General features: G+C 59.3%; 21 protein-coding genes. 3 read left to right on the top strand and 18 right to left on the bottom strand.

Annotated features, from left to right (window positions below):
• From FOY93_RS11775 to FOY93_RS11720, 12 genes are all read right to left on the bottom strand, one after another.
• Positions 1-1,092 (bottom strand): alkylhydroperoxidase domain protein, encoded by a 1,092-nt coding sequence (locus tag FOY93_RS11775; protein WP_143345159.1) that lies wholly within the window; start codon positions 1,090-1,092, stop codon positions 1-3.
• 10 nt (positions 1,093-1,102) lie between these two features.
• Positions 1,103-2,092 (bottom strand): putative FMN-dependent luciferase-like monooxygenase, encoded by a 990-nt coding sequence (locus tag FOY93_RS11770; RefSeq protein ID WP_143345158.1) that lies wholly within the window; start codon positions 2,090-2,092, stop codon positions 1,103-1,105.
• Positions 2,089-3,696 carry a dipeptide ABC transporter ATP-binding protein gene (locus FOY93_RS11765; protein WP_133294480.1) on the bottom strand — a complete coding sequence of 536 codons (1,608 nt, stop codon included), beginning with the start codon at positions 3,694-3,696 and terminating at the stop codon, positions 2,089-2,091. The genes FOY93_RS11770 and FOY93_RS11765 overlap by 4 nt, the downstream gene beginning before the upstream one ends.
• Complete coding sequence (locus FOY93_RS11760; protein ID WP_115875177.1) at positions 3,693-4,544, bottom strand: ABC transporter permease; 852 nt, start codon at positions 4,542-4,544, stop codon at positions 3,693-3,695. Before FOY93_RS11760 ends, FOY93_RS11765 begins: the two co-directional genes overlap by 4 nt.
• The gene (locus FOY93_RS11755; RefSeq protein ID WP_143345157.1) at positions 4,541-5,485 is read right to left on the bottom strand and encodes an ABC transporter permease; all 945 of its coding nucleotides are present in this window, start codon (positions 5,483-5,485) and stop codon (positions 4,541-4,543) included. The genes FOY93_RS11760 and FOY93_RS11755 overlap by 4 nt, the downstream gene beginning before the upstream one ends.
• Before the next feature lie 10 nt (positions 5,486-5,495).
• Positions 5,496-7,115 (bottom strand): TIGR04028 family ABC transporter substrate-binding protein, encoded by a 1,620-nt coding sequence (locus FOY93_RS11750; protein WP_133294478.1) that lies wholly within the window; start codon positions 7,113-7,115, stop codon positions 5,496-5,498.
• 150 nt (positions 7,116-7,265) lie between these two features.
• Positions 7,266-8,276, bottom strand: a complete 1,011-nt coding sequence (gene adhP, locus FOY93_RS11745) for an alcohol dehydrogenase AdhP (RefSeq protein WP_115875167.1) — start codon at positions 8,274-8,276, stop codon at positions 7,266-7,268.
• A 198-nt stretch (positions 8,277-8,474) separates the two neighbouring features.
• Positions 8,475-10,187: an ABC-F family ATP-binding cassette domain-containing protein gene (locus FOY93_RS11740; protein WP_143345156.1), complete on the bottom strand. Its 1,713-nt coding sequence runs from the start codon at positions 10,185-10,187 to the stop codon at positions 8,475-8,477.
• 382 nt (positions 10,188-10,569) lie between these two features.
• Positions 10,570-12,267, bottom strand: a complete 1,698-nt coding sequence (locus FOY93_RS11735; RefSeq protein WP_023335794.1) for an NAD-dependent malic enzyme — start codon at positions 12,265-12,267, stop codon at positions 10,570-10,572.
• Between the two features lie 176 nt (positions 12,268-12,443).
• Positions 12,444-12,581 (bottom strand): stationary-phase-induced ribosome-associated protein, encoded by a 138-nt coding sequence (gene sra / locus FOY93_RS11730; protein ID WP_008501714.1) that lies wholly within the window; start codon positions 12,579-12,581, stop codon positions 12,444-12,446.
• A gap of 95 nt (positions 12,582-12,676) precedes the next feature.
• On the bottom strand, positions 12,677-12,892 hold the full coding sequence (gene bdm / locus FOY93_RS11725) for a biofilm-dependent modulation protein (RefSeq protein ID WP_008501713.1): 216 nt from the start codon (positions 12,890-12,892) through the stop codon (positions 12,677-12,679).
• Between the two features lie 232 nt (positions 12,893-13,124).
• Entirely contained in the window at positions 13,125-13,976 is an 852-nt protein-coding gene (locus tag FOY93_RS11720) for a Vmh family MBL fold metallo-hydrolase (protein ID WP_143345155.1), read from the bottom strand.
• Between the two features lie 110 nt (positions 13,977-14,086).
• Here FOY93_RS11720 and FOY93_RS11715 point away from each other — a divergent pair, with 110 nt between their 5' ends.
• Positions 14,087-14,962, top strand: a complete 876-nt coding sequence (locus tag FOY93_RS11715; RefSeq protein ID WP_136194911.1) for a LysR family transcriptional regulator — start codon at positions 14,087-14,089, stop codon at positions 14,960-14,962.
• A 19-nt stretch (positions 14,963-14,981) separates the two neighbouring features.
• On the opposite strand, the gene FOY93_RS11710 is transcribed toward FOY93_RS11715, so the two are convergent.
• Positions 14,982-15,941 carry a hypothetical protein gene (locus FOY93_RS11710; RefSeq protein WP_143345154.1) on the bottom strand — a complete coding sequence of 320 codons (960 nt, stop codon included), beginning with the start codon at positions 15,939-15,941 and terminating at the stop codon, positions 14,982-14,984.
• Between the two features lie 115 nt (positions 15,942-16,056).
• Here FOY93_RS11710 and FOY93_RS11705 point away from each other — a divergent pair, with 115 nt between their 5' ends.
• Positions 16,057-16,485 (top strand): OsmC family protein, encoded by a 429-nt coding sequence (locus tag FOY93_RS11705; protein WP_023311893.1) that lies wholly within the window; start codon positions 16,057-16,059, stop codon positions 16,483-16,485.
• A 23-nt stretch (positions 16,486-16,508) separates the two neighbouring features.
• Here FOY93_RS11705 and FOY93_RS11700 read toward each other — a convergent pair whose 3' ends face one another.
• Positions 16,509-17,414, bottom strand: coding sequence for a LysR family transcriptional regulator (locus FOY93_RS11700; protein WP_133294473.1), 906 nt, complete (start codon positions 17,412-17,414; stop codon positions 16,509-16,511).
• A gap of 114 nt (positions 17,415-17,528) precedes the next feature.
• Between FOY93_RS11700 and FOY93_RS11695 the strand changes: the two genes are divergently transcribed.
• Entirely contained in the window at positions 17,529-18,278 is a 750-nt protein-coding gene (locus FOY93_RS11695; protein ID WP_133294472.1) for an SDR family NAD(P)-dependent oxidoreductase, read from the top strand.
• Here FOY93_RS11695 and FOY93_RS11690 read toward each other — a convergent pair.
• The 4 genes from FOY93_RS11690 to FOY93_RS11675 are packed head-to-tail and all read right to left on the bottom strand — an operon-like array spanning position 18,275 to position 22,095.
• Positions 18,275-19,204, bottom strand: coding sequence for an oligopeptide/dipeptide ABC transporter ATP-binding protein (locus FOY93_RS11690; RefSeq protein ID WP_133294471.1), 930 nt, complete (start codon positions 19,202-19,204; stop codon positions 18,275-18,277). The genes FOY93_RS11695 and FOY93_RS11690 overlap by 4 nt on opposite strands.
• Positions 19,197-20,183: an ABC transporter ATP-binding protein gene (locus tag FOY93_RS11685; protein ID WP_133294470.1), complete on the bottom strand. Its 987-nt coding sequence runs from the start codon at positions 20,181-20,183 to the stop codon at positions 19,197-19,199. Before FOY93_RS11685 ends, FOY93_RS11690 begins: the two co-directional genes overlap by 8 nt.
• Positions 20,183-21,076 (bottom strand): D,D-dipeptide ABC transporter permease, encoded by an 894-nt coding sequence (gene ddpC, locus FOY93_RS11680; protein ID WP_143345153.1) that lies wholly within the window; start codon positions 21,074-21,076, stop codon positions 20,183-20,185. The genes FOY93_RS11685 and ddpC overlap by 1 nt, the downstream gene beginning before the upstream one ends.
• Positions 21,073-22,095 carry an ABC transporter permease gene (locus FOY93_RS11675; protein WP_008501701.1) on the bottom strand — a complete coding sequence of 341 codons (1,023 nt, stop codon included), beginning with the start codon at positions 22,093-22,095 and terminating at the stop codon, positions 21,073-21,075. The genes ddpC and FOY93_RS11675 overlap by 4 nt, the downstream gene beginning before the upstream one ends.
• Between the last annotated feature and the right edge of the window lie 13 nt (positions 22,096-22,108).

Genomic DNA, 22,108 nt, shown 5'->3' with positions numbered 1-22,108 from the left:
TCAGGCAAGCCAGGGCTCGCCAAGGGTCAGCATCAGTCGGTTCGCCCATGCGAAGAACGCGGCGGACTGCACCAGATCAAGCTGGGCTAAGGTGTCCAGCCCCTCTTTTTCAAGCGCGGCAAGGTGCAGCGGCGTGGCGGCAGGAGGCGTAACCGATAGCGCCGCCGCAAAATTGATCTCCGCCTCCCAGCACGCAGATTGTCCCTCGCTCAGGGATTGTCCTGGACGCACGGCCAGCAGAGCCTCTACCGCAGCGTCATCCTTTGACAGCTGGCTGGCTTTCCGCGCATGGACAGATGCGCAGTAGATGCAGCCGTTAATTTTACTGGCGACCGTTGCGGCCAGCTCGCGCTCGGCGCGCGGCAATCCTCCCGGCGTATAAAAAATCCCTTTATCCGTTAGCGTGCGCTGTTCAAGCACCGGCAGGTTGCGGCCCAGCAGGCGGAAATAGTCGGAATCGGTGTGGCCAAACTTCGCCAGGATCGCAACCTCGTCATCACGAAAATCCGCCAGCGGTTTGGCGGCGATCCACGGTTCCCAGCCCAGTTCCTGCTGGGTGAAGGCGACGGGAGCCGCCTTGCCGGTGGCCGTGGTTGCGGTCGTGTGCCAGACGCCTGCCGCCACCGGGGCATCGCTTGTGGCGACTGGCCTGTCGTTCAGCAGCCGCAGCCCGGCAATCAGTCGGCTCTGGAAGCTGACAAAGGCGATCAGCTGCGCCAGGGTCACGATACCTTCTTTGCTCCATCCCGCCTGGGTCAGCGCCTTTAACGATGTGGGCGTAGCTTCAACGGGAGAGAAGGTCAGCAGGCGCGCGAAGTTCAGCGCCGGGGTCAGACGGTCGGAGGTCGGGTCCGCCAGGCCAAACCCCGCATAGTGTGCGGCCAGCGCCTCCGCGTTGTGCCACCTGGCGACTTTTGCCGCGACGGCGAAGCGTTCGTCCAGCGCAAAATCGCTGTCCTGCTGGGTAAATAAGATTTCGTAGCTGCCCTGCGCGTGTCTCGTGGCGGCGTCCCGCGTGGCGCGCGCCTCTGCCAGAGGGGAACCGGGTTTAATTTCCGCCAGCTCGGCGAGAATGTCGTGACTTAATGACATAGGTGTCTCCTCAAAGGATGTGGGGGGCAATATGTTCGGCGATCAGTTCGATAGAGCGCAGCGTGTCGCGATGGGTGGGCTCGACCGAATGGACCTGGAATGAGATGTCCGTGGCGCGCCGGAGAACGGAATCGGCCTGCAGCGAACGCAGCACCGTCTCGGGCGAACCGATGTGGGCGTCGAACTGGCGACGAAAATCTGTGACGGTGTCACCTTTAACCGCGTGTCCGGCAGCGCGATGCTGCTTTGCCTGTTTCGTGAGGCCCGGCGTCGCAACCTTCAGCGCATAGTCATCGCTGTCGGCGACGAACGCGGTACGTGAGGCAAGAATGCGCGGTGCGATGCCCGCGGGCAGCGCCTCAAGGTAGGCATCCACAATCGGGTTCTGGATCGCGTCGAGCGGTAAATCCAACTGGTCTGCCGGGCGCGGCTGCGTGCGGGAGAGCATTAAACCGTGTCCGGCCCGCGCGGCGCGAACGGCACCGTCGACGGAAAAGGTGGCAATCCAGATCCGGTCAGCCAGCTGTGGTGCAGGCGGGTAAAGGTGGTTATCCGGATGGGTGAGCGAATCCCCGCGCCAGGCGCTCTGGATCACATGTAGATGGTCGGCAAAGGCCGCGCCGCGCTGTTCAAACGTCAGTCCGAACGGCAGGAAAGAGGTCGGCGTGCCGCCCGAACCAAAACCGACTTCGAGACGTCCATGGGCGAGTAAATCCAGCACCGCGGCATCTTCTGCGACGCGCAGCGGGTTTTCCATCGGCAGGGTAATGATGGCCGTACCCAGCCGAATGGTTTCGGTATGCGCCGCAACGTGGGCCAGAAACAGCAGCGGCGACGGCAGGCCGCCTTCATTCTCATGGAAGTGGTGCTGAGCAATCCAGGCGCTGTCAAAACCGTGGCGTTCGGCGTGGCGGATCTGTTCGGTTGCCAGACGATAGCGCTCCTTCGGCGTGGCATCGTCAAGCAGGCGGGTGAAAAATCCCAGGCGTTTTCGCGTCATGCGAACTCCTCCGTAGCGGGTGAAAAATGGGGAATGGCAGCAATCAGCTCGCGGGTATAGTCGTTCTGTGGCGACGTGAATAAGGTTTCGACGTCGCCCTGTTCGACCACCTGACCGCTGCGCAGCACCGTGACGCTGTGGGCGATCCGGCGAACGGTGGAGAGATCGTGCGTGATGAACAGATAGGTTAATCCCAGCTGCTGCTGCAGCTGCTGAAGCAGTGCCAGGATCTGCGCCTGCACGGTGACGTCCAGCGCGGAGGTGGCTTCGTCCAGCACCAGAATGGTCGGCTCCAGGATCAGCGCCCGGGCGATGGCTACGCGCTGGCGCTGCCCGCCTGAAAGCTCTCTGGCGGTGCGGGTCAGGAGTTCGACGGGCAGCGCAACCCGCTGCGCCACGGTTTCCACTAGCACCTTTCGCTCAGCCTTCGCGAGGCGGGAAAAGTTCTTCAGGGGCTCTTCGATGATGTCAAACAGCGTCTGACGCGGATCGAGAGAGGCGAACGGGTTCTGGTAAACAAACTGGATCTTCTGGCGCAGCTGACGACGGGCCTCGCGGCTGAGGGCGGTGGCATCAATGTCATCAATAATGACCTGTCCGCTGTCGGCCTGTTCAAAACCCAGCAAAATACGGGCGAGGGTGGTCTTCCCCGAGCCGGATTCACCGACCAGCGCATGGGTGCTGCCGCGCCTGACGTCAAACGTCACCCGGTCCAGCGCCTGAAGCTGATGATCTTTGCCCAGCGAGAACCGTTTGCTGATGGCGCGGGCGCGAATGGCCGGTGACGCGAGCGGCAGGCCGGCTACCGGGTCGATGGTCAGGCGCTGGCCCTGGAGATCGCTCAGCAGCTGGCGGGTGTAGGCGTGCTGCGGCGTGCGAACGATGTCGGCGGTGTCGCCGTGCTCCTGAACCTCACCATGGCGAAAAACCAGCAGCCTGTCCGCGCGCTGAGCGGCCAGCGCCAGATCGTGGGTGACAAACAGAACGGCAGTACCCGATTCCCGGCGCAGGATATCCAGCAGATCAAGAATGCGTTTTTGCACCGTCACGTCCAGCGCGCTGGTGGGCTCATCGGCAATGATGACGTCCGGACGCAGCGCTATCGCGATGGCAATCAACACGCGCTGTTTCATTCCGCCGGAGAGCTGGTGCGGATACTGCTTCATGCGCTGTTCGGGGTGGCTCAGGCCGACCTTTGTCAGCAGGGCAAGCACCAGCTCGTCGCGTTGGGCGCGAGTCACCTTATGGTGCAGCTGAATAATTTCCCCGACCTGACCACCGATCGTCTTCACCGGGTTGAGTGAATTACCCGGATCCTGCGGAACCAGGCTGATTCGCGCCCCGCGCAGGGTATCGAGACGCTTCGCTGACCACCGGCTAATCTCCTCGCCGTTGAGCACGATTTTCCCCGCATCGCGACGGGCGTTATCCGCCAGCAGGCCAATGATCGCCTGTGCCGTGGTCGTTTTGCCGGATCCGGATTCGCCGACAAACGCCAGCATTTCCCCTCGCTTGAGGGTAAAGCTGACGTTATGCACCACCTCGCGCCACTGGCGCGCGGTACGGTAGCTGATGGTCAGGTTTTCTACCGAGAGTACGGTCATTTCAGGCCTCCGCTGAACTGCTGGCTGATACGGTTGGTGGCAAGCACGACGGCGATGACGACCACGCCGGGGAAGGTGGTTAACCACCAGGCGGTAGAGAGATAGTTACGGCCTTCGGCGATCAATAAGCCCCATTCCGGCACGGGCGGCGGGGTGCCGTAGCCGAGAAAGCTCAGCGTTGAAAGGGCCAGGATAGCCTGACCAAACTGCAGCGTGGCAAAGGCAAGGACGGCGGTTAAGGCGTTGGGCAGGATGTGTCGCCACAGCACCGCCAGGAACGTCCCGCCGCTGCCAAACGCCGCCTCGACGTAATCCGTATGGCGGATGCGCACCACTTCACCGCGCGCGAGGCGGGCGAAGCTGGCAATGGAGGCCACGCCGACGGCAATGGCGGCGTTAACGGTGCCAAACCCGAGCAGAATAATAACCGTCAGCGAGAGCAGCAGTGACGGAATGGACAACAGCACGTCGACAAAACGCATCAGGAAAGACTCGACGCGTCCGGCGAACGCTCCGGCGATGACCCCCAGACCTGTGCCGACCACCAGCCCCATCGTGACGGCGGCGAGCGCCGCGCTCAGGGAGTGGGACGCACCGTACACAATACGGGTGTAAACATCGCGGCCAAGCTGATCGGTGCCGAGCCAGTGTCCCGCCTGCGGCGCCAGACGTTGCGCTCCGGCGATGCCCTCAATCGGGCTGTAGTGGGTTAACAGGCCGGGCGCCACGGCGGCGAAAATCGCAATGATAATTACCGCCCATGCCAGCCACAGTCCGGGCTGCCACGCGACGCCCTGCCAGCCGGGAACGCGTTTTCGCGCGGCGGCAGCGTAATCGACCAGGCTCATGATGCACCTCCGGTAACAGTTTGCAGACGGGGATCCAGCAGCGGCATAAGCAGGTCCACCAGCAGGTTGATCAGGACAAAACCGAGGGCGGAAATCATCACTACCGCCTGAAGTACGGCAATATCCTGGTTATTCACCGCCTGCTGGGTCAGCTGCCCGAGCCCGCTGCGGCCAAAAACGGTTTCGGTGATCAGCGCCCCGGCAATCAGCTCGCCCAGCAGCAGCCCGGCAATGTTCAGGACAGGCAGCAGGGCGTTGCGGGTCACGTGACGCCACAGCACGGCGGTTTCACTCAGCCCTTTGGCCCGGGCTACGGCAACAAACGGCTGCGTCGCCACCTGGTCGAGGCTGCGCATCAGGATTTGTGCCAGCGGGGCGGAGATCGGGATCGCGACGGTCACGATCGGCAGGATCAGCCCCTGCAGCGGCGTCGGGTTAATCACCGGGATCAGCCGCAGCTGAAAAGAAAAGAGCTGGATGAGGGCAATCCCCAGCCAGAACGTGGGTAAGGAGATAAACAGGACCGGCAGAGACTGGAGGGTATTGCTCAGCCAGCGCAGACCCGGCAGACGCGACGCAAAGGCCAGCGCAAACGCCAGCAGAACCGCGAGTAAAAAGGCGGGCAGGGCGAGGCTCAGGGTATCCGGCAGATTGCTGGCAATCAGCTCGCTGACCGGCACCCCGGCCTGTAACGAATAGCCGAAATCCCCGAGCAGCATCGCCAGCAGCGTATGGCCGTATTGCTGCCACAGCGGGCTGTCCGCGCCGTAGGCCACTCGCATCTCCTCAATTTGCGCCGGGCTTAAGCCCAGGTCCGGGTTCTGAAATTTAATCAGCACCGCGTCGCCCGGCAGCACCTGGAGCAACACGAACGAGAGGGTAAAGGCGGTCCACAGTACCAGCAGCCCGTGCCCAAAGCGTTGAAGAAGTGCGTGGCGCATCGTCAGCTCCTCAGTGTTTCTCAATCCACGCGCCGTAGAACGACGGGCGGCCGACCGCTTCAAAATTGACGCCTTTTAGCCACGGCGCACCGGCAAAGACCTGCGGCTCCTCGAAAATTGGAATGACGTAGGCGTTATCCAGCAGGTAGCGCTGGGCGTCGCCGGTCAGCTGCAGGCGTTTTTGCGGATCGACCTCTGAGGAGATATTTACCAGCAGCGCATTCAGCTTGTCGTCACGGAAGCTTTTGACCTTGTCGCTGGAGCCGCCTTTTTGCAGCAGCGCGTCGCGGTTAGCGGGGTAGAACATGCTTTTCACCACGTCAGGATCGGCGCGTCCCACTTCGGAGACGGTTAACGGGGTTTTCAGCGGATCAAGGTTATCCAGCGTGCGGCTGCCAGCGTCACCAGCCTTCACGCTCAGCGCCACGCCCACCTGTCGCCACTGCTGGGCAACCAGCTGCAGCACCTCTTTGTTTTGCGGCTGCGGCAGGGATTCGTACACCGTCAGCGCCAGCCGCTGGCCGTCTTTGGCGCGGATCCCGTCGCTGCCCGCTTTCCAGCCCGCCTCGTCCAGCAGCTGGTTGGCTTTTGCCGGGTCAAAGGTCAATTTGTCGCTGAGATCGACAAAACCGGCGGCGGAATCGGCAATCACCGACTTCGCCTGCGGATAGTTGGCCGAGAAGAGGGTCTCGACCACCTGTTTTGCGTTGGTGGCATGCAGCAGCGCCTGGCGCACGCGAATATCGGAGACTAGCGGGTTATCCGGGCGGAAGCTGATGCTGTCGTTCACCCCGCGCGTTGGGGCGGCGTAGATTTTATAGCCCTGGTCTGTCGCCTGCTTTTCGTCATACGCCTGGACCTGGCGAATAAAGTCGGCCTGACCGGCCAGCAGGGCGCCGACGCGCACGCTGTCTTCCTGGGTCACGATAAACTTGATGCCGTCCAGATTGGCCGGCCCCTGCTGCGCCAGGTTTTTCGGTCCCCACTGGTAGTCCTTACGCGCTTCCAGCGTCACTTCGCGACCCAGCTTCTCGTCCTTCACCACAAACGGGCCAGAGCCAATGATATGCCGGGCGTCACCCAGCTCTTCAAAGTTGCGCTTCAGCGTGCTGAGCGAGACCAGGCCCGAGCCAATCGTGGCGGTGCCCTGCAGGAACCCCGGCGACGGTTTTTTGAAGTAGAACTTCACGGTCAGCGGGTCGACCACTTCGCTGCGATCGTAGTTATTGATCACTTCTGACACCGGCAGGCGCTGCGCTTTGTTGCCTAAGCCGTAGGTATCAAAGTTCTTCGCTACGGCGTTGGCGTCCAGCGGCGTGCCGTCGGAGAAGGTGATGCCGGGACGCAGCTTAAATGTGTATTCGGTTTTATCGGCGTTGGTGGTCCAGCTTTCGGCTACCCAGGGCTCCACCTGTAACGTTTTCGGGTTCTGCCACGTCAGTTTGTCGGTGATCTGGTTCAGAATGCCGCCGTTCGGGTAGAAGCCGCCGGCAGGCGGGTAAAGGTTGGTATGCGCCTGTTGCTCCAGATAAATCAGAGTGCCGCCTTTGACGGGCGCATCTGCTGCCCACGCTGCGGTGGTCGTCAGAATCAGCGCCGTCAGCAGCGGCAGACGAAATGGGGTTTGCATGGTGAATTCCTTTGTTATCTTCTTGTTAGCGTCGGATTCATCATCGGGCGCGGGGGAAAACAAGGGAACAAAGGAATTAAGATAAGGATTGCCGGAAAATGGCTATAAAAAAACCGCCCCTGTCAGGAGCGGTAATTGAACGGTGGGTGATTATGAACGCAGGTCAATCACCATACGGCCACGGATCTGGCCCTGTTCCATCTCTTTAAAGATGGCGTTGATGTCCTCGATAGGACGCATCGTGACTTTCGGCACGACCTTGCCTTCAGCGGCGAACTGGAACGCTTCCTGCAGATCCTGACGGGTGCCAACCAGCGAACCCACCACCTGAATACCGTCCAGCACCAGACGCGGAATATCCAGGCTCATCGCTTCCGGCGGCAGGCCAACCGCGACCACGCGGCCACCGGCACGTACGGCATCTACCGCCGAGTTGAAGGCGGCTTTTGCGACGGCAGTGACGACTGCAGCATGCGCGCCGCCGGTTTTCTCCTGCACAATTTTAGCGGCATCTTCGCTGCGGGAGTTGATGGTGAGATCCGCACCCATGCTGGCCGCCAGCTTCAGCTGTTCGTCGTTAACGTCAAGGGCGATGACTTTGGCGTTAAAGACGTTTTTGGCGTACTGCAGCGCGAGGTTGCCCAGACCGCCCAGACCGTAAATCGCAATCCACTGGCCTGGTTTGATTTCGGACACCTTCACCGCTTTGTAGGTGGTGACCCCGGCGCAGGTGATGCTGCTGGCCGCCGCCGAATCCAGACCGTCCGGCACTTTTACCGCGTAATCCGCGGTGACGATGCACTCTTCCGCCATGCCGCCGTCAACGGAGTAACCGGCGTTTTTCACGTCACGGCACAGGGTTTCGTTGCCGGTATTACAATATTCGCAGTGCCCGCAGCCTTCAAAGAACCAGGCCACGCTTGCGCGGTCGCCGACTTTCAGCGATTTCACGCCTGGGCCGACTTCTTTTACGATACCAATCCCTTCATGGCCCAGGATAACCCCGGTTTTATCGCCAAAATCACCGTTCTTCACGTGGAGGTCGGTATGGCATACGCCACAGCACTCCATCTTCAGCAGAGCTTCCCCGTGCTTTAGCGGGCGCAAGGTTTTTTCGGTGACATTAACCTGATGATCCTGAGTGACAACAGCAGCCTTCATGTGTATCTCCTTGTTCATGATGAGTATCTGCATAGCAGGTGTAATACTCCTCAAGGATTAGTGGTTTGGCGCTGTAATGCAAGGCAACGGCAACATAATGTCATTATTTAATCCATTTTCAGAATAAGAATACGGCGTTCCTCTAATAATTTAGGGGGAAAATACTGGCCCGGCGAGAGAGACTCGCCGGGCGCAGACTTACAGCTGTGCTTCTATCTCCTTAATCTCTTTACGCCATTGAGCCTGCAGCTGCGGCTTTTGATGCTTAGGCTTACGCGCCAGATCGTCTTCCAGCAGCGTTTCCAGTGCGACCAGCCGTTCGAGCAGATCGTCATACGGCGAGGATTGAACCGCCGAAGCGGTGATAGCAGGTGCGGTGGATGTCACCAGCCCCGCGCTTTCACGCAGACGCTCAAAGACCGCTTCTGCATCGTGCCACTCGCTCAGCTTTTCCTCTTCAATCAGCCAGAAACGGTTGCAGCTTTGGCTAATTAACTGTCGGTCATGGCTGACCAGCAGAACGCCGCCTTCAAACTGCTGAAGGGTTTGCGCCAGCGCCTCTTTGCCTTCCATGTCAAGGTGGTTAGTTGGCTCATCCAGCATCAGCAGGCTGTAGCGGGCAAGCGTCAGGCCCACGAACAGCAGGCGCGAACGCTCGCCGCCGCTGAGCGTGCTGACTTTCTGCCCGTGGCGGGACCACGGGAACCCGGCGCTTATCAGGGCCATTTTGCGATTCTGCGGATCCGGTGCGAAAGGCTCCAGCGCGTCGAGAAGCGTGGCGTTGTCTGCAAGCTGATGAAGCGTCTGGTCGTAGTAGCCAGGCGACACGCGCGGATGGATTTTCAGCCCGCTTTCCGCCGGTTCATCCGTAAAATGTCGCCAGATAAGCTTCATCAGTGACGATTTGCCGCAGCCGTTACGACCAACAATCGCCACGCGATCGCCGCTTTTCAGCCGCGCCGTTTCGATGTTAAACAGCGGCGGTAGCCCAGGCGCGGGCGGGACGCCGAGGTTTTCCATCTCCAGTAGACGGTCCGCCCGCAGCGCGTCGCCGCGAAGAGTTAACGTCCACGGGCTGCCCGCCGTGAGCGCGGTCTGGCTCTCTTTGAGCCGTTCGACCTGTTTTTCCATCTGTTTGGCTTTGCGGGCCAGGTCTTCGTTGTCGTAAACCTTGCCCCAGGTCGCCAGACGTTTGGCGCTGGCGGTTACGCGGTCGATCTCCTTTTGCTCCGCCTTGTGGCGCTGCGCGTCGCTTTCATCTTTGGCGTCAAGCGCCTTGCGTGCAGCCGTGCAGGGAAGGGCAAAGTAGTGCAGCGTTTTATCGCGCAGGATCCAGCTGCCGTTGGTGACGGCATCCAGCAGCTGTCTGTCATGCGAGACCAGCACAAAGCTACCCGACCAGTTCTGTAGAAAGTGTTCCAGCCAGAGCATGGTCGGCAAATCAAGGTGGTTGCTGGGTTCATCGAGCAGAAGCAGGTCCGGCTCGTGAATCAGCGCCCGCGCCAGCAGCAGGCGGGTGTGCTGTCCGCCGCTCAGCGTGGAGGATTGCAGCAACATATCCTGCGGCGTGAAGCCCATGCCTGCCAGCTGCGTTTCGGCTTTCCAGCGCAGGCTGTCCCGTTCAGTTGAGGGCAACTGGGCCAGGACGGCATCCAGCATGGTCAGCGGAAAAATAGCGTCCGGGAGATGTTGCTCCACGCGCGCCATAAGGCAGTGCCCGGCCAACGCTACCGTTCCGGCCGCAGGGGAATCCGTGCCGTCCAGCACCTTCAGCAGCGTACTTTTACCGCAGCCGTTGTCGCCCAGCAGACCAATGCGGTCGCCTTTTTTCAGCGTAAAGGAGAGTGAGTCGAAGAGCGTGCCAAACGCCGTATCAACGCGTAAAGATTGTGCAGTGAGTAAAGTGCTCATTGTTGCTTACCCAAGAGTTACAGGCATGTTTATGCCTCGTCAAACATCGCTGACGATAACTCAGTAAGCCCGAGAGAAGGGATTTCAGGGGTTGGTGTCTTCGCTCAAGCAGAAGTTATCGCAGCACGATACCGATAACGCTTGAGCTGGTGCGATCACCAAATGTATGTGAAACATTGAAAATTTCACGATACAGCATAATTGGCCTCCTTATATATTCAGTGGGTTAATGGATGAATGGAGTGTAGCGGGGGAAAAGGGGTTTGGCTAGTGGGTATTCGATGGTGCGGTCTGTTGCCCTCACCCTGACCCTCTCCCACAGGGAGAGGGAAAACACCCGGCCCGTAGGCCCGGTAAGCGAAGCGCCACCGGGCGGAGCGGATTAAATCGACGTACGGCGATAGCTGCGGTATTCAGGCTTCCAGAAGTTGTCGTCGATGGCCTGCTGCAGCGCGTCGGCAGAGGTTTTCACCGCCACGCCCTGCTGCTGCGCCATTTTACCTACCGCGAAGGCGATTGCACGCGACACCTTATGTATGTCCTTCAGCTCCGGCAGCACCAGCCCTTCACCGTTGTTGACCAGCGGAGAGTAGCCCGCGAGGGTTTCGCTCGCCGACATCAGCATCTCATCGGTAATGCGGGACGCGCCGGAGGCGATGACGCCCAGTCCAATGCCCGGGAAGATATAGGAGTTGTTGCACTGCGCAATCGGATAGGTTTTATCCTTCCACACCACCGGGTCGAACGGACTGCCGGTCGCAACCAGCGCGTTACCTTCGGTCCAGGCAATGATGTCCTGCGGCGTTGCTTCCACGCGGGAGGTCGGGTTGGAAAGTGGCATCACGATAGGGCGCTCGCAGTGCTTGTGCATCTCGCGAATAATCTCTTCGGTGAAGAGACCGGTTTGCCCGGAAACGCCGATCAGAATATCCGGCTTCACGTTGCGCACCACGTCCAGCAGGGAAAGGACTTCGTTGTCGGTATCCCAGTTTTTCAGGTTTTCGCGTTTCTGCACCAGCTTCGTCTGGAACGGCAGCAGGTTCGGCATGCCGTCGGTCAGCAGGCCGAAACGGTCAACCATAAAGACGCGGGAGCGGGCCAGCTCTTCGCTTAAGCCTTCGCGCTGGGTCTGGGCGATAATCTGCTCGGCAATACCGCAGCCCGCAGAGCCTGCGCCCAGGAAGACGATTTTCTGGTAGCTCAGCTGGCTGCCGGCTGCGCGGCTGGCGGCGATAAGCGTACCCACCGTCACGGCCGCGGTGCCCTGGATATCGTCGTTAAAGGAGCAGATCTCATCGCGATAGCGGTTCAGCAGCGGCATCGCGTTTTTCTGCGCGAAGTCTTCAAACTGCAGCAGAACGTCCGGCCAGCGGTGCTTCACTGCCTGGATGAAGTCGTCGACAAACTGATAGTACTCGTCGTCGGTAATACGCGGATGGCGCCAGCCCATATAGAGCGGGTCGTTTAGCAACTGCTGGTTGTTAGTGCCGACGTCCAGCACGACCGGCAGGGTATACGCCGGGCTGATGCCGCCGCAGGCAGTATAGAGAGAGAGTTTACCGATGGGGATCCCCATCCCGCCAATGCCCTGGTCGCCGAGGCCGAGAATACGTTCGCCGTCGGTCACCACAATTACTTTGATATTGTGGTTCGGCACGTTCTGCAGAATATCGTCCATGTTGTGACGGTTCTGATAGGAGATGAATACCCCGCGGGAGCGACGGTAGATCTCTGAGAAGCGCTCGCAGGCCGCACCCACTGTAGGGGTGTAGATCACCGGCATCATCTCTTCGAGATGGTTCTGCACCAGGCGATAGAAGAGGGTTTCGTTGGTGTCCTGAATGTTGCGCAGGTAAATGTGTTTGTCGATTTCAGTTTTGAAACCCTGATACTGGATCCACGCGCGCTCTGCCTGTTCTTCAATGGTTTCAACCACTTCCGGCAGTAAACCCAGCAGGTTAAAGCTGCTGCGCTCTTCCATACTGAAGGCGCTGCCTTTGTTGAGCAGGGGGAATTCGAGTAAAACCGGTCCTGCGTATGGGATGTATAAGGAACGATGTTTTTTCAGTTTGTTGTCCATGTCACTCACTCTTTTTATGAAGATCCGTCCCTGACACTGCTGTTTGTCATCTTTCTGGCCTGTGCGATGGGATGCGGTCCGACGGTATTATAAAGGAGCTAAATATTAATTACCGCAACACATAAACAAAAACACCACCGGGATTACCGATGGTGTTCTGGATCTCAGTCTGAAACTTACTTGCCGGCGTGGCGTTTTCTGCCGGTGGCGTGCGTGACCTGCGTTTCGTGGTCGCCTTCAATCACCACTTTACGCTGATTCGAAAGCTTGTAGTTCAGTCCCAGAATATGGCGTGCCTGACGGTTTGATTTCATGTTAACTCCTCAATCCTGTTGATAGTTTTAAGGACCAGTTTGCTTACGCAAACGAAATGTAACCCCTTAGGTTGCAGATCCAGCTTAGCAGGTTTTTACAAGGGTGCGTTTTGCCCACTGACGACGTAGTTAATGGTCTGCTGGTAGATGTCACTGAGGATGTCATTATCTGTGGATTCCACCCACCTGGTCAGTTCCATCAAAATGTCATCTTCAGTCACAGCACCGTGCTCGGCGTGAAGACCCTGCGCAATCGCGTTAACGAGTTCAGGTTGTGCTGCTGCGGTATTAGCCGGGTAATAAGTAAACATGCTGCCTCCGTGTCGTTTTCTGTTTAATGGTACGGCTCGCAAAAAATTTAATTCATAAACAGAATGGCAAATATTTTCCCGGTTGTGGTTCAGATTCATCTTAGAAATAAAAATGACATAAGTGCATGATTTTATGCGCTTTTGAAATGTGGGGGTTAATCGAAGTGCTGTTGAGAGGATATTATAACGGTGCTCCTGCTATCACGAAAATATAGCAGGAGCAGAATTTAAATTACCACTTCATTTCGCCAGTATTCACCTTAGCGCTTAATTCCAGCGAGCTCTCTTCGACCAGGTTTGGATATTGTTTTTTCAGGGTGCTGATGACGCCCGCAGAATCTTTATGTGCCGATAACGCCTGTTCAAAATGCTGCAGATAGTCGCGGGTAAAATCAATCGCCCCTGTCCCGGCTGGCGGGGTACCCAGATAGTGACCCGGAATCACGCGCTCGGGTTTGTGCGCCGCCATGTTCACCAGCGTTTCCTGCCACTGCTTGCGGCTTTCCGCCGTCTGGGTGTCTGCCGTCCAGACGTGAATACCCCAGGCTACCCCGGTGCCGCCGAGGATCGTTTTCGCTGACGGGATCCACACATAGGCCGCGTAGCTGTCAGGCTGTTCTATGTCGATCTTATCACCGTCAACCATAAACGTGGTGGAGGCGAGCACCTGCGGGACGACCAGCTCGGTCGGTGCGCCGTCTTTCATCTGTGGACCCCAGAAGGCGAGCTTGGCGTCTTTGGTGGCCTTGATGTGGTCAACCACGTGCTGCGTGGCCACCACTTTGGCGTTCGGGAAGGCTTTGACCAGCGGCTGCAGGCCAAAATAGAAGTCCGGATCGCCGGAGGTGATCACAATCTTATTCAGGGTTTTACCGCTGCGGCGAATTTTCTCTACCAGCGCTTCGCCATCCTTCACGCTGAACTGCGCGTCAAACAGTACGGCTTCTTTCGGGCCGGAAACCAGCGTGGAGGAGACAGCGAAAATGCCTTTCTCCTGCGGGTTATAGGTGTCAATGGTCAACGGCGCGGCAAAAACAGCGGGTGTGAAAAGGGTGGAAAGCAGGGCAAGGTGAGTGAATTTCATGCTGTTGTCTCTGTTGTTCAGGAATGTCTTTATTGTACGGATATTTGCATTTGCCAGAATTCCTGAAACAAGACATGCTTAGTTTCATAAATCGAGCAAATGGAGCTTATATGGATCGCGTTATTGCCGCTCAGGTTTACAACCGGATATGCGAGCTGGGGAGTTTGAGCGCTGCAGCCCGCGCGCTGGGTATTTCCCGCCCGATGGTCAGCCGATACCTTGAACAGATGGAGAAATGGGCGGGCACGCGGCTGGTAAACCGCTCCACGCGCAAGCTGACGCTGACCGCGGCTGGCGAAAAGGTGTTGCAAAAAACGCGGACGCTCTCGCAGATCTCACAGGAAATTGAAGGCCAGTCGGAAAAAGATCTGCCGTCCGGCACCCTGCGGGTGGCCTGCGCGCACTTTACCGCAATGCATCTGATTGCGCCGGTGCTGCCCGGTCTGCTCTCGCGCTACCCGCAGCTGCGCATTGAGCTGGACGTGAACAACCACCCGATAAGCCTGGTGGGAGAGCGCATTGATGTCGCCGTACGTATTACCGATAACCCTGAACCCGGCATGATTGCCCGCCGGCTGGGGGAGTGCCGCTCGGTGCTTTGCGCCTCGCCGGCGTATCTGGCACAGCACGGTACCCCCGTCAGCCCTGAAGAATTAGCGCAGCACAACTGTCTGCACTACAGCTTTTTTGCCGGGCAGTCCTGGCACTTCCTGACGCCAGAAGGGGAAAGCCTGAGCGTGGCCGTCAGCGGCAACCTGAGCGCCAGCATCTCTTCACTGTTGATGGACGCGGCGATCAAGCACTGCGGTATTGCCATGCTGCCGGAGCGCGAGGCGCGTGCCGCGCTGGATCAGGGATTGCTGGTACCGATACTGGAGGCGCTGGAGCCGAAACCGCTTGCCATCCATGGCATTTATCAGTCACGGGAATATCAGCCTGCCGCGCTGCGCGTGTTTCTCGACGAACTGGCCCGCTACCTGGCTTAAGAGTAGGGTTTACGGGTGATTATTTTGCCTTTAGCCAGGGAGAGGACGTGCTCCAGAAAATAATATCCGCCCCGAGATAATTTTCCGCGAACCGATCAAATTCTGCTTTGGTGAAGGGCTTGCCGGTCTCAGGATTTTTATAGGTCAGGGTCGGTTCCTGAACCGCCATGGCGATGAGCGGCAGCGTCTGTTTATTTTTATGGAAGAAGGGATAGGCATTCTTCATGTGTGCCTTGCGGTTGGGAACAATGTCCGGCCCACCCAGACCGACATTGTTGGCGCTGGCATACGTAAACAGACGGCCCATGTAGTTGTGGTCATTATCCCACTCGCACGGCCAGAAGTTCACGTATTGCACCACGTGTGATTTCTTAAAAGCCTTTCGCGCAAATGCCAGATTTTCCATTTCTCCAGCGAAATAGCTGTCGCAGGTAAACCCGGCGGGCGGATTTTTTTCGTCGAGATCGATGGCGGTTTCGGGCAGGTTTATGCCATACACCTCGCCATCAAAGCGTTTCGCGATGGCGGCCAGCAAAGCCTGGTAGCGCTGGCGCACGGCGGGATCCCACTGACGCGCCACCCATCCGGAACCGACAGGCTTGCCTTCTCCGGGGTTATCGAACTGCGGCGCAATCCCCCCACCGTATTGCTTATCGTGCATCAGATAGTCCGGCACGTAGCGGGCGTCCGCCTCAAAGAAACGATCCTGGATTTGAATAAAGAGTTTTTTTCCGGCGGCTTTAACGCGTGCCAGATCCTGTTCTATCCGCGAGAAGTCATAGTTGTCTTTGCCGGGCTCCAGCAAGCGCCAGTTGTAAACGATCTGCACCCCGCCGACATCGCTTCGCGCAACGAGCGGAAACACCGCGTCGAGCTCGCCGGAGCTGGTATAGATAAAATTCTCCGGCGTTTTCGCCAGTGAAGACAGCGATACCGCCAGTGTGGTCAGGGCAACGGCCATGCTGATTTTTAGCGCCATATCATTATCCTTTTTGTCGGTTCAGCAGGTGAAAGTCCTGGAATTGTCTGTGTTCCAGAGTGGGTCAGATGCGTAGTCTATACTTAACCCTTTGTAAGCCAAAAGGAGAGCAAGAATGACTATTCATAAGCACGGTTCGGCACACTGGTCTGGCGACATTAAGCGCGGTAAAGGGACGGTTTCCACCGAGAGCGGCGTTCTCAATCAACAGCCTTACGGTTTCAATACCCGCTTTGAGGGCGAAAAGGGGACCAACCCCGAAGAGCTGATTGGCGCGGCACATGCGGCCTGTTTTTCGATGGCGCTGTCGCTGATGCTCGGTGAAGCGGGCTATACCGCTGACTCTATTGATACCACGGCGGACGTCTCTCTGGATAAAACCGACGGCGGCTTTGCCATCACAAAGGTTGCCCTGAAAAGCAAGGTCACCGTTCCAGGCATCGCCCCCCAGCAGTTCGATGGCATTATTCAGAAAGCAAAAGCGGGCTGTCCGGTATCGCAGCTCCTGAAGGCTGAGATTACGCTGGACTATAAGCTTAATTAAACCGCAGCCGGGTTTGCGCCCGGCTATCCCTTCAGCGCGGCGGGAAACACCTCCGCCAGCCACGCAATAAACACCTTAAGACGGTGCGTCAGATGCCGGTTCTGAGGGTAAACCACATGAAACGGATAGGCGGCAGGGCGCCAGTCGCTCAGAATCGCCGTCAGCGTTCCCGCCCGTAAATACGCGTTTGCCGAATACTCAAAGGTCTGAACGATCCCCAGCCCCGCCGCGGCAGCCGCCAGATGGGCATTACTTTCATTTACGCCGAGATAATGCGGAACGTTGATTTCCAGCGTCTCGCCGTTCTCTCTGAAGCGAAACGGAAATGCCCGCCCGGTGACGGGCGAGAGGTAGCTAATGAGCTTGTGGCCGTTGCACAGCTCCTGCGGATAGGCCGGAACGCCATGGTTTTTCAGGTAACCCGGCGTCGCGCAGGTGACCATTTCGGCGTTGCCAATATGGCGGGCGATGAGGGTAGAGTCGTTCAGCGGCCCGCCGCGGATGACGCAGTCTACGTTACCGCTGATGAGATCCACCGGACGATCGGCTACCCCAAGGTCGATGCGGATCTCCGGGTAGCGCCGCATAAAATCCGGCAGCAGGGGGATAAGCACGTCGCGGGCGGTGGATCCGCCTATATCAACCCGCAGATGCCCTTTTGGCGTCGCGCGGGAAATGCGAAACGCGGTGTCGATGTCTTCGATATCTATCAAGACCCTGAGCGCTTTTTCATAGTATTCCATCCCTTCAGGCGTCGCGACCACCCGTCGAGTGGTGCGGTGCAGAAGGCGTATATCCAGGTGCGCCTCAAGCGATTTGACCAGCTTGCTCAGGGTGGCGATCGGCATATTCAGCGAGTCCGCCGCGCGGGTAAAGCTTCCGGATTCCACGACCCGCGTAAAGGCGCGCATCGCCATGAGCTGGTCCATGATGACCTCTTATTATTTCTGTATGTGAATAGTCATTTTCATTTTTGCCGGTTTTTCACTAATCCTGCAAGGGCTAAAGTTTGTCCAACGCAAACCCACCAAAAGGTAAATGACATGAACACGACTCTCTCAGGAAAAATCGCACTGGTCACCGGCGGCAGCACCGGCATTGGTCTTGCCACGGCGCAGGAGCTGGCGGCGCAGGGCGCGAAGGTGTACATCACCGGACGCCGTCAGGCCGAGCTTGACGCGGCGGTCGCAGAAATTGCTTCAACGGCAGTGGGCATTCGCGCGGACGTGTCAAAACTGGCGGATCTGGACGAGGTCTATGCCCGGATAGCCAAAGAAGAAGGCCGCCTCGATATTCTGTTCGCCAATGCGGGTGGCGGGGATATGCTGCCGCTGGGCGCGATCACCGAAGAGCAGTTTGACCGGATTTTCGGCACCAACGTCCGCGGGGTGCTGTTTACGGTGCAGAAGGCGCTGCCTCTGCTCTCCGCCGGATCGTCGATTATTATGACCGGCTCGACGGTCTCCATTAAGGGGACGGCAAACTTTAGCGTCTACAGCGCCAGTAAGGCCGCCGTGCGCAACTTTGCCCGCTCTTGGGCGCTGGATTTGCAGGGCCGTGGGATCCGCGTCAACGTGGTTAGCCCGGGCCCGATCAAAACGCCTGGTCTCGGCGATCTGGTGCCGGAAGAACACCGTCAGGGTCTGTACGACGCGCTGGCCGCTCAGGTGCCGCTCGGCCGTTTAGGCGCGCCGGGCGAGGTGGGGAAAGCGGTGGCGTTTCTGGCCTCCGACGCGGCCAGCTTTATTAACGCCACCGAGCTGTTCGTGGACGGCGGGATGGCGCAAATTTAACCCAGACTGCGCCAGCAGCGGACGTCACGGCCCTCGCGAGAGGGCTGTAACGGCTGAGGACGCTCGCACCCCTGCGCGGCCATCGGGCATCGGTCGCGGAAAAAACAGCCTTCGGGCAGATGACGGTTGCCGGGAAGCTCCGTTTTGCGTAAGGCCAGCGTCTCATCCAGCGGTTCACCGGTGCGGGGAACCGAATCGAGCAGCAGACGGGTGTAAGGATGGCGCGGCTCCCCAAGCACCTGTGCGGCGCTGCCCAGCTCCACAATCTGCCCAAGGTACATCACCGCCACGCGGTCGCTCATGTGCCTGACCACCGAGACGTTATGCGAGATCAACACGTAGGTCAGATTACGCTGCTGTTGTAGGGTCACCAGCAGGTTGAGGATCTGCGCCTGCACGGAAATATCCAGCGCGCTGGTGGGTTCATCAAGCACGATAATATCCGGATCGGACGAGAGCGCCCGGGCGATGGCAATGCGCTGGCGCTGCCCGCCGGAGAAGGCGTGCGGAAGCCGGTCGAGATATTCCGGGCGAATGCCCACCTGCAGCGCCAGGTTTTCAGCCAGCTGACGGCGTTCACGCTCGCTGCTGCGCTTTTGCACCCATACCGGCTCGGTGATAATGCGCCAGACCGGCAGGCGCGGGTCGAGCGAGGAGAGCGGATCCTGAAACACCATCTGCATGCCGCCCGCATGGTGCGCCCGCTGGCAGGCGCCGGTGCTGGGCTTAAGCATGCCCATCAGCAGCTGGGCCAGCGTGCTTTTCCCGCAGCCCGATTCCCCGACGATACCGAGCGTTTCTCCCCGACGGATCTCAAGGTCGAGCCCGTTAAGCGCATGGACCTTTTCCGTCACGCGCCCCAGCCAGTTTTTCCGCGCTGCAAAATTGACGTGCACGCTATCCAGTTCCAGCAGTACATCAGACATGGACTTTCTCCCGTTGTGGATACCAGCAGGCGGCCTGTTGGCCTTCTGCGCCAGTGGACGCTAAGCGCGGCGTTTCGCTGCATTTCGCCCCGGCGGCAAAGCAGCGCTCGCGGAACGCGCATCCCGGCGGAAGCTGGCTGAGGTTGGGGACCGTGCCGGGGATGGCGGGAAGCGGGGCGCGCGGCTGGCCGTGCTCCGGTGCGCACTGCAGCAGGCCGATGGAGTAGGGATGCACAGGCTGGTGGATCAGCGTTTGCGTGGCACCGCTCTCGATCACGCTGCCCGCATACATCACGTACATCCTGTCGCAGAGCTGCGACACCACGGCCATATCGTGGCTGATAAACAGCACCGAGGTGCCGCTGGCCCGCGCCTTGTGCTTCAGCAGGCGCAGCACCTGCAGCTGGACGGTGACGTCCAGCGCGGTGGTCGGTTCGTCGGCAATAATCAGCTCCGGCTCGCAGGAGAAGGCAAGGGCGATCATCACCCGCTGGCGCATCCCGCCGGACAGCTCAAACGGATAGCGCGCCATGACCGCTTTCGCATCCGGGATTTGCATCTCTTCCAGCAGGGTAATCGCCTTCTGCTGCGCCTCATGCCGGGAAAGCGGCTGATGCTGGCGGATCACCTCGACCATCTGTTTGCCAATTCGCCGCGTCGGGTTGAGGGCGGTCATGGGCTCCTGAAAAATCATCGCGACCTTTGCGCCGCGCCACTGGCGAAGCTGTTTCTCGGATGCCGTCAGGACATTTTCGCCGAGTAATTTCACCTGACCATGATGAATGCGGTAGCTGCCTTCCGGCAGCAGACGCATGGCGAGCATGGCGGTCACCGATTTACCCGAACCGGATTCGCCCACCACGCCGACAATTTCACCCCTGCCGATCTCCAGCGAGACGTGGTTCAGCGCGTGAACCTCGCCGCGAAAAATCGGGAAGCTCAGATGCAGGTCTTCAATCTTGAGTACCGGATCGGTCATCACTGTTTACCTCCCGATTTCGGATCCAGCAGATCGCGGATACCGTCGCCAAACAGGTTAAAGCCCACGGCGGTTATCAAAATCGCCGCACCGGGAAACGCGCAGTACCACCACTGGTCCAGAACGTAGTTACGGCCGACGGCCACCATCGCGCCCCATTCGGCGGTCGGCTGCTGCGCCCCCAGGCCAATAAACCCCAGTGTGGCGGCCATGAGGATGGCGCTGCCGATGTCCAGCGACGCCTGCACAATCAGCGGCGGCAGGGCGTTGCGCAGGATGTGCCAGCGGATCAAATGCCAGCGGGAGGCGCCAAAGGTGCGGGCGGCCTGCACGTAGGTAAACTGGCGCACCACCAGGGTTTGCCCGCGTGCCAGACGGACGTAAAACGGAATGCGGACAATCGCAATCGCCAGCATGGCGTTAAACAGGCTCGGCCCGAGCGCGGCGGCCAGCGCCATGGTCAGCACCAGGGAAGGTATCGAGAGCATAATGTCCATCACCCGCATGATGACGGCGTCGCCGCGCCCGCCCAGCACGCCGGACAGACAGCCCAGCAGCGAACCGATGCCGCCCGCAATCACCACCACCGCCAGCCCGGCGGTAATGGACTGCTGGCTGCCCGCCAGCACGCGGCTGAACAGATCGCGGCCCACCTCGTCGGTACCAAACCAGTGCTGCGCAGACGGCGCCTGCAGGCGCGCGGTCAGATCCAGCGCGTTTGGGTCGTGCGGCACGATCCACGGCGCGGCCACCATAATGAAAAGCATCACCAGCATAATGACGCCACCAACGATCGTGAGCGGGCTTTGACGCAGCATCCAGAACAGCTTTGCCCAGCTGATGCGTTGTCTGGTGGTTTTAACCGGGACGGGCGTTTCCTGCGTTAACATCATTCGGCACCTCCGCGCCCGATTCGCGGGTCAATCCACAGGTAAAGCAGATCGACCACCAGATTAACCAGCACGTAGGCCAGCGAAACAACGACGGCAAAGCCCATCACGGCAGGGAAATCGAGCGCCTGAATGGACGTCACCACCCAGGCCCCCATGCCCGGCCAGGCAAAGACGGTTTCGGTCAGCACGGCGCCGTACAGCAGATCCCCCAGCGCCAGCCCGAGCACGGTAATCGACGGGATCATCGCATTCGGCAGGGCGTAGCGCAGGACGATATACCAGCCGGGCAGGCCGCTGGCGCGGGCCGTACGAATGTAGTCCTCGCTAAGCTGCTCCAGCATCGCCGAACGGACCTGGCGTGCGACGATGCCCAGGTGGACAAATGCCAGCGTCAGCGAGGGTAAAATCAGGTGCTGCAGCGCATTGAAAAAGACCTCGCCGTTGCCCTCAAGGAGCGCGTCCAGCAGATAAAAGCCGGTGACGTGCGTCGGCGGGTCGAGCCAGTCGTCCAGCCTCCCGCCGCCCGGCAGGATTTGCAGGTGCCCGTAGAACAGCACGATGACGCCCAGCCCAAGCCAGAAGGCCGGGGTGGAGATGCCAGTCATCGCCATTAAACGCACCAGGTGATCCAGCCAGCGGTTGCGGTAGACCGCCGACAAAATCCCCAGCGGCACGCCGATGACCAGCGCCAGCAGCAGAGAACAAAATGCCAGCTCCAGCGTGGCGGGGAAAAAGGCCTTCAGGTCTTCCGCGACCGGGCGTCCGGTACGGATGGACGTGCCTAAATCGCCGTGGGCCAGGGCGTCCACGTAGCGGCCAAACTGAACGTACAGGGGCTGGTCCAGTCCTAACTGCTGGCGGATGTTCTGCACGATGTCGTCGCTGGCGCGATCGCCGGCCAGCAGACGGGCCGGATCGCCGGGGATCAGGTGCGAAATAATAAAGGTGATAATACAGACACCGGCCACCACCAGGAGTAACCCCCAGCAGCGCTGGCGCACTATGCTCCAGAACGTCATACGCTTTCCCCCG

Origin of the sequence: Enterobacter sp. 18A13 (genome assembly GCF_007035975.1) — a bacterium.
Lineage (GTDB): Bacteria > Pseudomonadota > Gammaproteobacteria > Enterobacterales > Enterobacteriaceae > Enterobacter > Enterobacter vonholyi.
The sequence above is the reverse complement of the archived record's forward strand: the minus strand, read 5'-3'. Positions and strand labels throughout refer to the sequence as shown.

What these genes read in the sequence shown, in the direction of transcription:
- FOY93_RS11775 (WP_143345159.1), bottom strand. Translation starts at nt 1,092, where the DNA reads ATGTCATTAAGTCACGACATTCTCGCCGAGCTGGCGGAAATTAAACCC.
- FOY93_RS11770 (WP_143345158.1), bottom strand. Translation starts at nt 2,092, where the DNA reads ATGACGCGAAAACGCCTGGGATTTTTCACCCGCCTGCTTGACGATGCC.
- FOY93_RS11765 (WP_133294480.1), bottom strand. Translation starts at nt 3,696, where the DNA reads ATGACCGTACTCTCGGTAGAAAACCTGACCATCAGCTACCGTACCGCG.
- FOY93_RS11760 (WP_115875177.1), bottom strand. Translation starts at nt 4,544, where the DNA reads ATGAGCCTGGTCGATTACGCTGCCGCCGCGCGAAAACGCGTTCCCGGC.
- FOY93_RS11755 (WP_143345157.1), bottom strand. Translation starts at nt 5,485, where the DNA reads ATGCGCCACGCACTTCTTCAACGCTTTGGGCACGGGCTGCTGGTACTG.
- FOY93_RS11750 (WP_133294478.1), bottom strand. Translation starts at nt 7,115, where the DNA reads ATGCAAACCCCATTTCGTCTGCCGCTGCTGACGGCGCTGATTCTGACG.
- adhP (WP_115875167.1), bottom strand. Translation starts at nt 8,276, where the DNA reads ATGAAGGCTGCTGTTGTCACTCAGGATCATCAGGTTAATGTCACCGAA.
- FOY93_RS11740 (WP_143345156.1), bottom strand. Translation starts at nt 10,187, where the DNA reads ATGAGCACTTTACTCACTGCACAATCTTTACGCGTTGATACGGCGTTT.
- FOY93_RS11735 (WP_023335794.1), bottom strand. Translation starts at nt 12,267, where the DNA reads ATGGACAACAAACTGAAAAAACATCGTTCCTTATACATCCCATACGCA.
- sra (WP_008501714.1), bottom strand. Translation starts at nt 12,581, where the DNA reads ATGAAATCAAACCGTCAGGCACGCCATATTCTGGGACTGAACTACAAG.
- bdm (WP_008501713.1), bottom strand. Translation starts at nt 12,892, where the DNA reads ATGTTTACTTATTACCCGGCTAATACCGCAGCAGCACAACCTGAACTC.
- FOY93_RS11720 (WP_143345155.1), bottom strand. Translation starts at nt 13,976, where the DNA reads ATGAAATTCACTCACCTTGCCCTGCTTTCCACCCTTTTCACACCCGCT.
- FOY93_RS11715 (WP_136194911.1), top strand. Translation starts at nt 14,087, where the DNA reads ATGGATCGCGTTATTGCCGCTCAGGTTTACAACCGGATATGCGAGCTG.
- FOY93_RS11710 (WP_143345154.1), bottom strand. Translation starts at nt 15,941, where the DNA reads ATGGCGCTAAAAATCAGCATGGCCGTTGCCCTGACCACACTGGCGGTA.
- FOY93_RS11705 (WP_023311893.1), top strand. Translation starts at nt 16,057, where the DNA reads ATGACTATTCATAAGCACGGTTCGGCACACTGGTCTGGCGACATTAAG.
- FOY93_RS11700 (WP_133294473.1), bottom strand. Translation starts at nt 17,414, where the DNA reads ATGGACCAGCTCATGGCGATGCGCGCCTTTACGCGGGTCGTGGAATCC.
- FOY93_RS11695 (WP_133294472.1), top strand. Translation starts at nt 17,529, where the DNA reads ATGAACACGACTCTCTCAGGAAAAATCGCACTGGTCACCGGCGGCAGC.
- FOY93_RS11690 (WP_133294471.1), bottom strand. Translation starts at nt 19,204, where the DNA reads ATGTCTGATGTACTGCTGGAACTGGATAGCGTGCACGTCAATTTTGCA.
- FOY93_RS11685 (WP_133294470.1), bottom strand. Translation starts at nt 20,183, where the DNA reads ATGACCGATCCGGTACTCAAGATTGAAGACCTGCATCTGAGCTTCCCG.
- ddpC (WP_143345153.1), bottom strand. Translation starts at nt 21,076, where the DNA reads ATGATGTTAACGCAGGAAACGCCCGTCCCGGTTAAAACCACCAGACAA.
- FOY93_RS11675 (WP_008501701.1), bottom strand. Translation starts at nt 22,095, where the DNA reads ATGACGTTCTGGAGCATAGTGCGCCAGCGCTGCTGGGGGTTACTCCTG.